The sequence below is a fragment of the Komarekiella delphini-convector SJRDD-AB1 genome, from assembly GCF_014831675.1.
Classification (GTDB): Bacteria; Cyanobacteriota; Cyanobacteriia; order Cyanobacteriales; family Nostocaceae; genus Komarekiella.
This window is the reverse complement of record NZ_VJXY01000004.1, coordinates 1-14,814: the sequence shown is the minus strand read 5'-3', so window position 1 is coordinate 14,814 and position 14,814 is coordinate 1. Positions and strand designations below refer to the sequence as shown.

Annotated in this window: 14 protein-coding genes and 1 pseudogene; 14 read left to right on the top strand and 1 reads right to left on the bottom strand. The window is 39.9% G+C overall.

Annotated elements, in window-relative coordinates:
- The first annotated feature begins 161 nt into the window (after positions 1-161).
- The 14 genes and pseudogenes from FNW02_RS05210 to FNW02_RS05145 all read left to right on the top strand — a co-directional run bounded on the left by FNW02_RS05210 (position 162) and on the right by FNW02_RS05145 (position 13,401).
- Positions 162-3,353: an efflux RND transporter permease subunit gene (locus FNW02_RS05210; protein WP_191756515.1), complete on the top strand. Its 3,192-nt coding sequence runs from the start codon at positions 162-164 to the stop codon at positions 3,351-3,353.
- Positions 3,354-3,517: 164 nt separating this feature from the next.
- Positions 3,518-4,204 (top strand): SanA/YdcF family protein, encoded by a 687-nt coding sequence (locus FNW02_RS05205; protein WP_191756514.1) that lies wholly within the window; start codon positions 3,518-3,520, stop codon positions 4,202-4,204.
- Positions 4,205-4,295: 91 nt separating this feature from the next.
- Entirely contained in the window at positions 4,296-5,294 is a 999-nt protein-coding gene (gene sigB, locus FNW02_RS05200) for a sigma-70 family RNA polymerase sigma factor SigB (protein ID WP_191756513.1), read from the top strand.
- Positions 5,295-5,319: 25 nt separating this feature from the next.
- The gene (locus tag FNW02_RS05195; RefSeq protein WP_191756512.1) at positions 5,320-5,478 is read left to right on the top strand and encodes a hypothetical protein; all 159 of its coding nucleotides are present in this window, start codon (positions 5,320-5,322) and stop codon (positions 5,476-5,478) included.
- A 22-nt stretch (positions 5,479-5,500) separates the two neighbouring features.
- Positions 5,501-5,707 (top strand): annotated as a pseudogene (locus tag FNW02_RS05190) (efflux RND transporter permease subunit); the annotation flags it as partial.
- Positions 5,708-5,766: 59 nt separating this feature from the next.
- Positions 5,767-6,318 (top strand): hypothetical protein, encoded by a 552-nt coding sequence (locus FNW02_RS05185; protein ID WP_191756511.1) that lies wholly within the window; start codon positions 5,767-5,769, stop codon positions 6,316-6,318.
- Between the two features lie 169 nt (positions 6,319-6,487).
- On the top strand, positions 6,488-6,712 hold the full coding sequence (locus tag FNW02_RS38380) for a DUF190 domain-containing protein (RefSeq protein WP_225225436.1): 225 nt from the start codon (positions 6,488-6,490) through the stop codon (positions 6,710-6,712).
- A gap of 11 nt (positions 6,713-6,723) precedes the next feature.
- Positions 6,724-7,638: a cation diffusion facilitator family transporter gene (locus FNW02_RS05175; protein WP_191756510.1), complete on the top strand. Its 915-nt coding sequence runs from the start codon at positions 6,724-6,726 to the stop codon at positions 7,636-7,638.
- Between the two features lie 337 nt (positions 7,639-7,975).
- A complete protein-coding gene (locus FNW02_RS05170; RefSeq protein WP_225225435.1) occupies positions 7,976-8,791 on the top strand; it encodes a CemA family protein in 816 nt (271 codons plus the stop codon).
- A gap of 44 nt (positions 8,792-8,835) precedes the next feature.
- Positions 8,836-9,819, top strand: a complete 984-nt coding sequence (locus FNW02_RS05165) for an RpoD/SigA family RNA polymerase sigma factor (RefSeq protein ID WP_191756509.1) — start codon at positions 8,836-8,838, stop codon at positions 9,817-9,819.
- A 335-nt stretch (positions 9,820-10,154) separates the two neighbouring features.
- On the top strand, positions 10,155-10,598 hold the full coding sequence (locus tag FNW02_RS05160; RefSeq protein WP_225225434.1) for a DUF2808 domain-containing protein: 444 nt from the start codon (positions 10,155-10,157) through the stop codon (positions 10,596-10,598).
- 31 nt (positions 10,599-10,629) lie between these two features.
- Complete coding sequence (gene rppA, locus FNW02_RS05155) at positions 10,630-11,367, top strand: two-component system response regulator RppA (RefSeq protein WP_191756507.1); 738 nt, start codon at positions 10,630-10,632, stop codon at positions 11,365-11,367.
- A complete protein-coding gene (gene rppB / locus FNW02_RS05150; RefSeq protein ID WP_191756506.1) occupies positions 11,345-12,745 on the top strand; it encodes a two-component system sensor histidine kinase RppB in 1,401 nt (466 codons plus the stop codon). The genes rppA and rppB overlap by 23 nt, the downstream gene beginning before the upstream one ends.
- 125 nt (positions 12,746-12,870) lie before the next feature.
- Positions 12,871-13,401, top strand: a complete 531-nt coding sequence (locus FNW02_RS05145) for a hypothetical protein (protein ID WP_225225433.1) — start codon at positions 12,871-12,873, stop codon at positions 13,399-13,401.
- Positions 13,402-13,547: 146 nt separating this feature from the next.
- On the opposite strand, the gene FNW02_RS05140 is transcribed toward FNW02_RS05145, so the two are convergent.
- A partial coding sequence (locus tag FNW02_RS05140; protein WP_191756505.1) for an ISL3 family transposase occupies positions 13,548-14,814 on the bottom strand: 1,267 nt, incomplete at its 5' end.

Below are 14,814 nucleotides of genomic sequence, written 5' to 3'. Positions count from 1 at the left end.
TCCTTGATTTTTTATTTCATACTTCAATATGGCTACGCCACGCAGGCTATCAGCAACGCCAAAAAATTAATAATGTGGAATTTGAAGTTCTCTTTTATAAAGTTGTGGATTTGAAATAATTAACAACTAATAACCAACAACAATAAACAACTAAATAGATAATGATTAGTACAGTTGCTAAATGGGTAATTTCTCGACGCTGGTTAGTAGTGATTGCGGCACTTATTTCCACAATAATCATATTATTTAATACTATCCCGCAAATGCCGTTGGATGTTTTCCCCAACTTTGCACCTCCCCAGGTCGAAATTGAAACAGAAGCTCCCGGACTTGCTCCTGAAGAAATAGAATCTCTGGTGACATTACCAATTGAAAGCTCAATCAACGGCACACCAGGGATCAGCGCAGTTCGTTCTTCCTCCTCAGCAGGACTTTCCGTAGTCAGAGTCGTTTTTGGCTGGGGAACAGATATCTATCAAGCCCGCCAGTTAGTACAAGAACGACTGCAACAAGTAGTGAGTAAGCTACCCGAAGGAATTGAAACACCAAGACTCGCTCCTATCAGTTCACCTATCGGCACTGTATTAAAATATGCTTTCACAGTGGAAGAGGAGGGGCAGAAAGGAGAAATACCCATCCAAAACCCAACATCCAAAATCGACTTGATGGAAGTACGCCGAATCGTTGATTGGCAAGTTACAAACCGCCTTTTAGCAGTTCCTGGCGTTAGTCAAGTACTAGTGTATGGCGGTGAAGTGCGCCAGTATCAAGTACTAGTAGATCCGAACAAACTCAGAGCTTTTAATGTATCCTTACAGCAAGTATCTGACGCAGTACAGGGAGCAAATGTCAATGCTCCTGGTGGCTTTTTAATCAGCCCTGACAAGCAAACTCTGATTCGGGGAATTGGCCGAATTGAATCCTTGGATGATTTAAAACAATCTGTAATTGTTGCCCGTCAAGGAACGCCTGTGCGGTTGGGAGATGTTGCCGAAATTCAAATTGGCGGTGCGATTAAGATAGGCGATGGCAGCTTAAATGGCAAAGATGCTGTAGTAGTGATGGTGAATAAGCAACCTCTCGCTGATACTCCCACCGTCACCCGTGCGATTGAAGCCGCAATATCTGAGCTAGAAGCAGGTTTACCGAAAGAAATTAAAGTAAATGCGACCTTCCGTCAAGCTGATTATATTGATGCTTCAGTAGAAAATGTTAGATCAGCCTTGGTAGAAGGTAGTATCATTGCAGCCGTTATCCTCATCCCTTTTTTAATGAATTGGCGGACTCTTGGAGTTGTGCTGTTAAATTTTGCCCTGACTTTTATATTTTCATTGCAAGTATTATCTTTTTTGGGCTTGGGGCTGAATACAATGACCTTGGGGGGATTAGCGATCGCCATTGGTACAGCGATTGATGATGCCATTGTCTATGCAGAAAATGTTTTTCGTTTGTTGCGACAAAATAAATACTCTCCTAATCCTAGTCCAATACTGGAAGTTGTTTTTCAAGGAATAGAGGAAGTCCAGGAATCTCTGATTGGGGCAACTTTAATTACTATTGTCGTTTTTTCTCCAATATTTGCCCTCGCTGGTGTAGAGGGTAGGATTTTTGGCCCGATGGGTCTTAGTTATCTGGTGGTAGTTATAGTTTCTAGTTTAGAAGCGCTGCTTGTAAGTCCGGCTTTGTGTGCAATTTTACTTCCACACGGAAAAATGCCGTTAAAGGAACCATTAATACCCCGAATTTTCAAGCGTTTCTATTATCCTTGTTTAGATTTTGCTATCAACAGTCCCATGATCATTATCTCGGTGGCTTTAGCGGGAATGGTAGCGGCAATAGTGATTTTTCCAGCTTTAGGACGGGCTTTTTTACCAGAATTTCAAGAATCAACTTTGGTAAATACTTTAGCTCTTTATCCAGGTTCATCTTTAGAAGCTACTAACAGTGCCGCCTTTGTGTTGGAGAATAAACTCAAAGATGACCCCAGGTTAAAATATGTGCAGTTACGGGCAGGACGCGCCCCTAGTGATCCAGATGCAGCACCCGTAAATCTTGGCCATCTCGATATTGGGCTGAGTGACAAAGGAATGGAAAAGCGGAAAGAAACAGTAGAATGGTTGCGGGAAGAATTTAATAAAATACCTGGTGCTGCTGCAAATATTGGTGGATTTATTTCTCACAGAATTGATGAAATATTATCTGGGGTAAGAAGTCAAATTGCTGTAAAAATATTTGGCTCAGACTTAGAAGAACTCCGCCGGATTGGTCAACAAGTTGAAGGTGCAATGTCATCTGTGTCTGGGCTTGTAGATTTACAATTAGAACCGCAAGTTCCCATTGAACAAATTCAAATAAAATTTGACCGTGTTGCCGCATCACGTTATGGTTTAACAGTTGGGCAACTATCTGAACTTGTCGAAACTGCGCTCAATGGTAAAGTAGTATCGCAAGTTTTGGATAAGCAACAAAGTTTTGATTTAATTGTCTGGTTGCAGTCAGAATACCGGAATAATTTACAAACAATTGAAAATTTGTTAGTTGATACCCCTTCCCAAGGTGGAGATGAAGGGGGAAATAAAATTCCTTTAGCTAATGTGGCTAAAGTTGTCTATGGCACTGGCCCAAATACTATTAACAGGGAAAATGTCTCCCGTCTAATTGTAGTATCTGCTAATGCTCAGGGCAAAGATTTGCGATCGGTAGTCAATGAAATTAAAAACAAAGTCAAAGCACAAGTGCAATTGCCCTCTGGTTACTTTATTCAGTATGGCGGTCAATTTGAAGCCGAAGAAAGAGCCTCACAAAATATTTTGATTTTCAGTGCTATTTCCTTTGTAGTGATTACGGTATTAATGTATCTTTCTGTCAAATCCATTGCTTCTACAGCAATGATTATGATTAACTTGCCCATCGCTTTAGTCGGAGGTGTAATTGCTGTAGCACTAACAGGGGGCGTTGTTTCAGTCGCTTCCTTGGTAGGTTTTGTGACTTTATTTGGTGTAGCTACTCGCAACGGACTACTTTTAGTAGACAATTACACTACTAAATTTTCTAGCGGAATGTCATTAAAAGAAATCCTTCTAGTCGGGTCAATGGAAAGACTCAATGCTATTTTGATGACATCCTTTACATCCGCTTTGGGATTAGTACCGTTAGTAATTACATCGGGTCCAGGTAAGGAAGTTTTACAGCCACTTTCGATAGTGGTTTTGGGTGGTTTGTTTACTTCTACAGCGTTAACCTTGCTGGTTTTACCTGCTTTGTACTCGAAGTTTGGTAGGTTTTTATTACCTAAGCGAAGTGCGGTTGTTGAGGAAAATGGAAAGGTAGCTGGGGTGGTGTTGGAGAATTAATTGGCATCACTAAGTTAAGCACAGATGTGACAGTAATTTTGCTAAAGTACAGCCAGTGATTTGTTTTACTGGCTGATAATATAAGAAGTAATTTATAGTTACACATCAACTTTAGAGAATGTGCATCGCTGATCCAATAAAATACTCTGTAAAACATCACTTATATGAGATTTTTTAAAAAAATTGTAGGAAAAAAATATTTCAATTTTTTCCGTTACCTGCGATGGATTTTGCTAGTTTTAGTAATTAGTGTATTAGCAAAACCTTTAATAGCAACGGCTTATATAGGTTTAATGACGAATGGCGATCGCTACGTTCAACCAGAATCAGTCCCAAAAGAACTGGTTGCAATAGTATTCGGTGCAGGAATTCTTCCAAATGGTAATCCCACACCTATGTTGTCAGACCGTGTAGAAGCTGCTGTCAAACTTTATAAAATGGGAAAGATTAGTAAGCTCTTAATGACAGGAGATAACAGCACAGTTTCCTATAATGAGGTCAGGTCTATGCAGAAATATGCCCATGATCTGGGTGTACCGATGAAAAACATTACCCTAGACTATGCAGGTTTCAGCACTTATGAGAGTTGTTATCGCGCTCATAAAGTTTTTGGTGTACATAAAGCTGTTGTCATCACTCAAAATTATCATCTTCCCCGCACTGTTTATACCTGTCGCCAATTAGGACTAAAGACAGTTGGTTTAGGAACTCCAGATATAGAAATTTATGGACTACGAGGAATGATTCCCGATTTATTACGGGAATCATTAGCGAATGTTAAGGCTTTGTGGGAAGTTGACATTACCCGTCCCCGACCTACTTTTTTAGGACAGTTTGAACCAATTAATTGATGAAGTTTTTAAAATTTATCATCTCGATTATTTTGTGCTTATTTATTTTTATGTAACCATTTGATTTTATTCAATTGAGGCTAACATATTTATGCCTAATTCAACATCCCAAGTGACTAAACTTAAGAGCAAGAATAACGAATTTTCATCTACAGCAGATGCAGTAAATATCTATCTTCATAACATTGGACGTGTACCTCTGTTAACCCATGAGCAAGAAATTTTTTTTGCTCAACAAGTTCAGCAAATGATGGTGATGTTTACTGCAAAAGAAGAGCTAGCTGAAAAATTACAGCATGAACCCACTTTGCAACAATGGGCTGACAAGATGCAGTTGAAAGAAGATGTACTACTGCAACAACTAAGTCAAGGACAAATTGCCAAGCAGAAGATGATTCAGGCTAATCTGCGGTTAGTGGTGTCTATTGCTAAAAAATACCAGAAACGCAATATTGAGTTTCTAGACTTAATTCAAGAAGGTGCATTGGGGCTAGAACGAGGGGTAGAGAAATTTGATCCAACTCTTGGATACAAGTTTTCCACTTATGCTTACTGGTGGATTCGTCAGGGAATTACACGAGCGATCGCACAACAATCCCGTACTATTCGTTTACCCATTCACATGGCTGATAAACTGAACAAAATTAAGTGTGTTCAGCGAGAGTTATCTCAAAAGCTTGGTTACATTGCTGGCGTGAATGAAATCGCCCAAGCCCTCAATCTGGAACCCAGTCAGATTCGAGAATATTTGCAGCTGGTTCGTCAACCTGTTTCCTTAGATATGAGAATTGGGTTTGAGCAGGATACCCAATTACAGGATCTGCTGAAAGATGATGGAATGTCTCCCGAACGCTACGCCGAACGAGAATTGCTCTATCAAGATATTCACAACTTATTAGCAAAGCTGACTCCCCAGCAAAAGGAAGTCTTAATCTTGCGCTTTGGTTTAGCAGGTGGATGTGAACTGACCCTAGTACAGATTAGTCAACGGATGGGTATTAGTCGGGAACGAGTACGACAAGTGGAAAAACAAGCTCTCACGCTTCTACGAAGATATGGAATTAACTCACGCAGCTATCTAGCTGACTGATGCTCTTTAATTTTGAAATACTTGTATGGATAAGTATAGCGTAGCTGACACCAGGGGCAATTGGTGTCTAAGTAGCAACGGTGTTGATGATTTAGTAACAATTGCTAACATAGAAATTTTACTTATTGTCCCTAAAAATTTCATCTCAATTTCATCTTCATCTGGGATAGTGGATGAAGTATAAAGTACTTTGTCTTTAAACTTACTTAGCTGCGCTATCATCAGGACTGGGCATTTCACCCTTGGTAATTGTTAGCGGAGCCGGAAAATAAATCCTCCAGCCACTAGGTGTTGTAGTGTTAGGTGGATTGTTTACTTCAACTGCTTTAACTTTTTTGGTACTTCCGACTTTGTATGTACAGTTTAGTAGATATTTGATGCCAAGAAAGGCTGAACCAATTGTTCAGACATAAATTGCAGGAGAGGCAAGTTTTTAGTTGTTAATTGACCAAATATTGAGGAGTGTAAATCAATGAAATTTCTGAAAACCAGTTTAGTAATTGTTAGCAGTGTAGGATTAATTTTTTTGGGTGCTTGTAGTGGTGGGAATCAAGCCGCTAACTCAGAAAGTGTTACTAAAACTGAACCCGTTACTAAAACAGCAACTACAGAAACATCTACTAAAACTGAACCCGTTGCTAAAACTGGGGAAGTGCATAATGAAAACGACGGTCATGGCCATGATGAAAAAGGTGGTCACTCCAATAGTGGAGAGAAGTCTAGCAGTCAAGTTGTAAATTCGGGCAAATATCATTTAGAGTTTAAATCAGATATAGAAAAAGATTCTACTCATTTAGATATCAGCGTACACGGCGAGCAAGACCAATCAATTACTGATGCCAAGCTCACGGCTCAAATTCAGCTACCAGATGGCACTCAAAAAACTCTACAAGTTCCTTATAATACCGAGGAAAAACAATATACGGCAAACCTGGCCGGAACTGCAACGGGAGAGTATAAAGTTGTTATTCAAACGGATGTAAAAGGTGAAAAATTTAATGGTCGTTTTACCTTCAAGCGATAATTAATAGCAAGTGGTAGCGACGGGATAACAGTTATGGTTCAACAGTACAATCACGAACCAATTAAATGGAAGCAGCTAACAATCTATAATCAGTGAGTCTGATGGTTGGCAGCACCAACCACTTCACCAAACTCTATTGGGAATCGCTCGATAACAGGGAATAACAGGGATGACGGTGATGCGAGCAATTTCTGGATATGGCAAACATGGTATTTTTCGCACTATGAACGAGCTAGATCCATCTATTGAGTCTTCTATGCTACCACTTGTCATTACAGTTATTGATAGTGAAAGTGCAATAACCGAATTTTTTTCCTTGGTCAAAGATATGCTTAAAGATAAGTTTGTCACTTGTCAAAACCTAGAAGTTCTGTCGCCGTTGGTAACGCTTTAAGGGCAGTATTCATGTCTCACAATCACAGTCACGGACACAGCCACGAACCGACTAATTACAACCGTGCCTTCATTATTAGCGTTGCTCTCAACACTGGATTTGTTGTCATTGAAGTAGTTTATGGGTTAGCTGCCAATTCCCTTGCCCTACTTGCCGATGCTGGTCACAATTTGAGTGATGTTCTAGGTTTGTTACTTGCCTGGGGAGCAAGCTTCCTCGGTCGTCGCCAACCAACACCACGCCGCACTTACGGGTTACGTCGCTCCTCTATTTTGGCAGCTCTTTTGAACGCTGTTCTCGTACTCGTAGCTTCTGGCGCAGTTGCCTGGGAAGCCATACAGCGTTTTGCTCAACCTAGTCCAGTATCAGGTAGTACAATTATTGGCGTGGCTGCGGTAGGTATTGCCATCAATATGGGAAGTGCCTTAATGTTCTTATCTGGTCGTGAAAGAGACTTGAATATTAGGGGAGCCTTTATTCACTTAGTTGCTGACGCGGCGGTGTCTTTGGGTGCAGTCCTGGCTGGTATTGCGATTGTTACTACTGGTTGGCTATGGTTTGACCCAGTTGTAAGTTTGATGATCGTTGTCGTGATTATTGTGAGTACTTGGCAATTGTTCCAAGAATCTTTGAACTTAGTCACAGATGCAGTACCAGCAGGTATTGAACCACTTGCAGTCCGTACATTCTTAGCTGAACTTCCCGGTGTATCTAGTGTTCATGACTTGCACATCTGGGCGATGAGTACCACAGAAACAGCTCTCACTGCTCACTTAATTATGCCTGCTGGAAATCTTAGTGATGCTTTTTTAGTTCAGGTAAATCAACAACTTCACGACCATTTTGGTATAGAACACACTACAATTCAGATAGAAACAGGCGATCCAAGTTTTCCATGTCCTCTTGCTCAAGAAAACGTGGTTTAAATCAATTTAGTTGAGTATGTGGGTAGATAATTTGGTGGCGATCGCATTTGAAGTAATTATTCTGACTGAATACTCAACCACGTTAGCTTTGCGATAACAAATTACTAAAGTAATAGCTATTCAAGTAAAACTTGCCGTTTTTGCATATACGAAAATAACTAAAGCTGGAAAAACTTTCTATAAAATACTGATTTTTCATCTTAATTTCATCCTGTTTTTGTAAAGTAGAATTTAGAGATTTAAACTTTAAATTTTATAGCCTTATAGCTCTTTAAAATGCCACAGTTGTCTCACTAAATTATGGGTGCAACTATAATTGTGATGCTTATAAATTAAGATGAAATCAAAGTCATCATCTCAAAAGATGAGCTTTATTCCTCGCTCTATCCTGCGGACGATAGAAAAATTTCAACAGACGTTAGATCCAAATGCCGAAGTAAAGGTTATTGAAGAGTTTCGCGCTTCTCGACTTCAAACAATTTCCTCTGTCCGTTTTTTGTTACTTCTGATTGTAGTTCCATTACTTATAAATCAGCTTTCTAGGAATTTTTTAATCGCTCCCTTAATTGAGAAGTTTTGGAATTCACAAGAGTTAAATATTTTTTTAAATTGTTCTCAAGAAGAAAAAGTTTTAGCGGAACTCAAAAGATTTGAGCAAAGTGTTTATTTTGAAGCTCGAATAGGTAAAGTCACCACATTCTCTGACGAGCTTGTTCAAAAGAAGATTAAGAAAAAAGCTATTGCGCTAGTAGCAGAAAATAAAATTAAAAGTATTAATGCAGTAACAAATATTTTTACAGATATACTTACAGCCATCACATTAATTATTTTAATCTTAACAGGTAAGCAGCAGCTATCCATTCTTATGTCTTTTGCTGGCGATATAACTTATAGTCTAAGCGACTCCGCTAAGGCTTTTTTAATTATTCTATTTACAGATATATTTGTCGGTTTTCACTCTCCTTATGGTTGGCAAATAGTTATAGAAAGTACTTTCCAACATTACGGTTTACCAGAAAATAAAAATCTTGCTTCTTTATTTATTGCTACTGTTCCAGTCATCATGGATACAGTTTTTAAATATTGGATATTTCGCTACCTCAATCGCAGTTCTCCTTCAGCCGTGGCTACTTACCGTAACATGAATGAATAATGTTTATTAAACATATTTTCATATAAACAAAAAATACTAAAATTATGCCGATTTGTAACATGACAACAACGTCAAATATTAAATTCAGCACAGATATAGTTCGGAATTATCTGCAAGATATTGTTCGTGTACCATTGTTGACTCATGAGGAAGAAATTTCATCTAGCAAACAGGTACAGCAGATGATTACGTTACAAAATAAAAAGGAAACTTTGAAGAAACAACTCAACCACGAACCATCTCAAAAAGAATTAGCTAAATATGTACAGCTTAGTGAAATAGAAGTGAAGGAGATTTTTCAGCAAGGTACACAGGCAAAGCAAAAGATGATGGTAGCAAATCTTCGTTTAGTGGTTTCTATCGCCAAAAAATATCAAGGACGAAATGTGGAGTTTATGGATTTAATTCAGGAAGGTTCACTAGGTTTAGAGCGTGGTGTAGAGAAATTTGATCCCACTCGTGGCTATAAGTTTTCTACCTATGCTTATTGGTGGATTAGCCAGGGAATGACACGAGCAATATCTCAACAATCACGAACTATTAGACTGCCAATTCATCTTACCGAAAAGTTGAATAAACTTAAAAAAGTGCAAAGGGAATTATCTCAAAAATTAAAGCGTAGTCCTAGTGTACCTGAAATTGCAGAAAAGATGAAATTAAACCCTGCTCAAATCCGCGAACTGCTGATGATATCTCGTCAACCTGTCTCATTAGATAAACAAATGGGCGATAACCAAGACACAGAATTGCAAGAACTTTTAACAGAAGTTCCAGAAGCCTCGCTTGAAATCCAAGTAACTCAAAATTTAATGCGTCAAGATATATATCTCTCACTGAGAGAATTAACTCCACAGCAGCAACAAGTCCTAATTTTGCATTATGGCTTGGAAGATAATTGCGAACTCACCTTGACGCAAATAGCTCAACATCTCAACATTAGTGAGAGGAGAGTTCGTTACATAGAAAAACAAGCACTTAGTTACCTCCGTCGTTGCCAAACAAATCTACGAGAGTATATTTTCAGTTGAAGTATGAAAAGATACTAATACTAACATTTTGCTTTTTCAACTGTTTGTCAATATCGATATAAGCTGAAACGAGGTTAGACAGAGCTTTGAGACTATAAAAAAGTATACGGTTACGAAAGTATTATTGCTCCGCCAAAGGTCACTGATTTATTTTTATTTTTAAATAATACCTTGAACTAGCTAAAATTTCACCCAAATTTCATCTCACTTTGTCAAGCTATTAAGAGGTAACATCTTTCACCGAAGATGATTCTGATAATTGATGTATATAGTGAGGTAATCATAAGAGCATAATGAATAGAAAATTGATACATACTACGATTTTAGCCTTAACCATGGCAGTTGTAGTTCCAGCTACTTATGCAAATCCTACACCACAATCTGGTAATTTTCCTCACGTTATTAGCTTAGGTGAATCTCCTCAAGGTATTCGCCACTGGAGAATTCTCAGACATACTTTAAAAATAGCGGTTCCCCAAAAAAGCAAGGCTATTTCTCAGCTAATTATCGAAGCTCCAGCTAACATTGTTCTTAGAGAAAGTATTGATGTGTCCGATCAATCTGGTAAAGAAATTGCGGCAAAAGTTTCTATTCAAGGCAAAAAAGCTACGCTAGAGTTTGCCGAATTAGTTGCTCCTGGAACTGTCATCATCGTAGAAATGAAGAATGTTAAAAAAACAGCAGTGACTACTGGTGATAAGTTCTACAAAATATCTACTATTCTCGCTGGTATGAATGTAGAGTTACCCATTGGAATTGTTCAATTGCGTGTAATTTAATGAACAACTTTCTAGAGTAAATCTACTGCTTATGAAAGTTCTGTTAGTTGAAGATGAGCCGGATCTAGGTGCGTCAATTCAGCGAAAGTTGAGTAAAGAAAGATATATTGTTGACTGGGTTTTGGATGGAAATGAAGCCTGGATTTATCTAGAACATAATTGGACTCAATATACACTGGCAATTTTTGATTGGTTGCTGCCGGGAATGTCAGGTTTAGAATTGTGTAAACGTTTAAGAAATCGGGGCAATGCTTTACCAGTGCTGATGCTAACCGCTAAAGATAGCATGGCAGATAAGGTAGCTGGTCTAGATGCAGGGGCAGATGATTATCTAATCAAGCCGTTTGGCATGGCAGAACTATTGGCACGATTGCGTGCATTGCAACGGCGATCTGCTTTAGGAGGTGCATCGCTTACGTCTCAGATCCAGCCTTTACAATTGCAAGTTGGTGGTCTTATCCTAGACTGCGGTAATTGTACAGTTTCTCGTCAGTATCCTAATGGGGAAAATCAGGTAATTTATTTAACAAAAAAAGAATTTCAATTATTAGAATACTTAATGAAACGTCCTAATACAGTTATTACTCGTGACCAAATTTTGAATCATCTGTATGCCTTTAGTGCAGAACGCGTTAGTAATGTAGTAGCAGCTCAAATCCGACTTTTGCGACGCAAATTATCGGAATATGGTTGTGATGGGCTAATCGAAACTGTCCCTAGTATGGGCTATCGTTTCAATCCTGGCAATGCAGATTCGACTATTTCGTAAGACTCGCTGGCAATTGGCTACCTGGTATGCGGTAGTTATGGCTTTGATTCTGTCCTTATGCGGTTTCGTGGTTTATGAGGTAATCATTGATGCTTATGTGGTTTCTATCAACCGGGAACTGGAATCGGTAGCAGGTACACTACATGATGTAATTGAACCAACTTTGAAACAACCTGGTATTACAGAGCTAGTTTTCCAGCAGGTTTTACCAAATATTTGTTTAGCTGAGTCCAGTTGTCCTACCCAAAATATCCTGAGTCACAGTCAAAGCACCCATAATGAACACGGCATTTTTAGTCCTGTATACAAAGATAAGCAATATTACATCCGTTTTGTCGATGGTTCAGGGCGGTTAATTGCAGTGGCAGGTTTCCAACCTGATGAATTGCCACCGACTGTGCAAATCCAAGTATGGCAAACAGTCAAAGACTTGCAAGGTAATCGTTACAGTCAAAAGTCTCTACTGCTGCACACTCAAAATAATCAAGATTGGGGCTATATTCAGGTAGGGCGCAGTCTAAATGACCTTGATAGTCGTCTCGCGGCTTTGAAAGTAATTTTGGCGCTAGGATTGCCAATTACGGTATTGTTAGTTGGTGGTTCTAGTTGGTGGCTAGCAGGCTTAGCAATGCGACCAATTGACAGGTCGTATAAACAAATGCAACAGTTTACGTCTGATGCCTCTCATGAGTTGCGTACTCCTCTAACAGCGATTAATGCAACGGTAGAAACTTTATTTGATATGGAGTATCTAACTCAGGAGACGCGAGATATTTTGGTATCTATCCAACGTCAAAATTATCGACTAGCTGAATTAGTTCAGGATATGCTGTTACTGTCTCGATTGGAACAGCAAACGCAGGCGGCACAACAAATACATTGCTGTCTGAATATTTTGATTAATGACCTGATAGAAGAATTTTTAGCATTAGCGGCTGCGGCTTCTTTGCAACTAACATCTTTGGTTTTATGCCAAGAACTTTTATATGTAATGGGAGATGAAGACCAACTGTTACGTGTGTTTTCTAATCTAATTGCCAATGCTATTCAATACACCCCTGCTGGCGGTTATGTAACTGTCATCCTCAAACGCAGCAACGGTCATGCTGTAATTGAAGTTCAAGATACAGGGATTGGCATTGGATCGCACGAGCAAAAGCGGATTTTTGACCGTTTTTATCGAGTGAACAGCGATCGCTCGCGTCGTACTGGTGGATCTGGTTTGGGATTAGCGATCGCGCAAGCAATTGTTCAGGCTCATGGAGGTAGTATACAGGTGCAAAGCCAACTTGGTAAGGGTAGCACTTTCATCGTTCACTTACCCTTGACAGACGAAGTGATCGCTCGCATCGTACTGAGTGATCTGGATTTGGGTTAGCGATCGCGCAAGCAATTGAAAATTGAATACTTTCCTAAAAGATATAAATAAAATCACTAAAAAAGTTAAGTTTGAATGCTTCTCTTTTGACGTAGGCTGTGGCTTATGTGAAGGTTACAAATAAAATGTTATATCTATCAACTATCAATAAAACTCTAAGCTACACGCTGTTTTTCGCCTTATTTGTGACTCCTGCTACTGCTCACAATATTCAAGTATCAGGGGATGTGGCAGGCACTTGGCACATTGAGCCTTACCATACTCTCAAAGCTGGAGAATATGCTAAAGCCTGGGTTGCACTTACCCGCAAAGGAGGAAAAATCCTGCCACTAGAGCAGGCTAATTGTCAAATGGCTGTTTACTTGCAACCTCGTAAACCTGCTGATTTACCAGTGCTACAACCTACTGTTAAAGCTATCTCAGTTGAAAAATATCAAGGTATTCCTGGAGCAGATATTGTCTTTCCCAATACTGGAATTTATCAACTGGAGTTAAACTGTACGCCTAAAACTGAAGGTAATTTCCAGTCATTTCAGATGAAATATCAGGTTACGGTTGCATCTGGTGTGAATGCACCATCTCCTTCATCCAAAAAATTAACCCAGTCAGAAAAAAGGGTCTTGGCAACTTTTGGTGATCTTGATTGGGGATATTAGTTTAGGCGATCGCAACAAGAAAAGATGAAATAATAACTATTACTGAGATTGAGAGATGGCACGAAGTACCCACCAAGAGCGATACCTACGGTAAGCTGCGCTAACGCAAAAATAGAGTTTACTTTTTACTGTCACCTGCCCGCGCTTTATATAGCCAGCAAGAGCCGTCGCTCAAGTAAATCTATTCCTGCGCGACCATACATTTGTCGTTTCAACATTTTCAATCGGTTGATGTGACCTTCAACAGGGCCATTGCTCACTGAAAGTGTTACACCAGCCTTGACAGCATCATAGTCTTCTCGCAAACTTTTAGCAAAGTTGCGAAAAGGAGAAAGAATGCTATTTTCCGCCTGCGTCAACCAAGTATCAAGTTCTTCAGGTTGTCGAGTACGCACCAGTTGAGCAAAACCTTGACCTAATTCAATTGCCTGAGCTAATTCGGGGTGTTGTGCCGTTAGCAGTGCAATCAGTTGTTCATCGCCTCGCTTCCACAATTCCTGTCGCCGCAGCACTAGCCAAGTTGCACGACTGGGAGTCAAAGACTTTTTCTCTGGTTCAGCAACTATTGGCAGAGGCTTATTTACCAGCCGTTGCCTCAGCTTCAAACCTTGGGAGGAACGCAATCGACGGGTGTAGCGGGCCACAGTATCATAGCTACCAGAGTAACCACGCCGTTGAATTTCCGCAAACAGACCTTTGGTATCGATATAACCCTCGTTCCAGCGTTTGAGAAGATAATTTTTGTAAGGGTTCAGCAAGCTTCGACCACGGTCGCTGCGTCCCTGACGTTCAACAAATGTGGGGCTACTCAGGTAACGAAACACGGTTCCATGACCAATACCAAGTCTGCGGGCAATAGCTTGTCCCGACCAACCCTGGCGATGTAATTCCCAAACTTGTTCATAAATTGCCAGTCTTCGTGTACGACGTTGTTCAGCAAGATGCTCCTGTTTAGTCGGTGTTGGGGGTGGCGGTACTGGCGCAACTACTGTGCCATCTGTTTGGATGACTTCGATTTGACTGTAAGCTTCATCAACTTGTTTCAAGTCTTTGCTATGCCCATGAAACACTCGTTCCAGTGTTTCTCCTAGATTCTGTAGTAGATGAAAACGATCTGCAACCTGGATAGCTTCGGGCGCTCCCTGGCTAATGCCACTAGCATAAGCTTTGGCTCGGTCTCGTGAGACAACTTTAATACCTGGATGTGCTTTTAACCATTGGGCTAAAGTTTCCGCAGAGCGGTCTTTGAGTAAAGCTATTGGTTGACTTTGTTCTAAATCAACGAGTATAGTGCCATAAGTTTGGCTTTTGCGAAAGGCAAAATCGTCTACTCCAAGAGTTTGTGGCGAATCGACTGATGTTAGAGGCATCCTACGCACTAATCGCAGCAGTGTGTTGCGACTCACAGTAAAA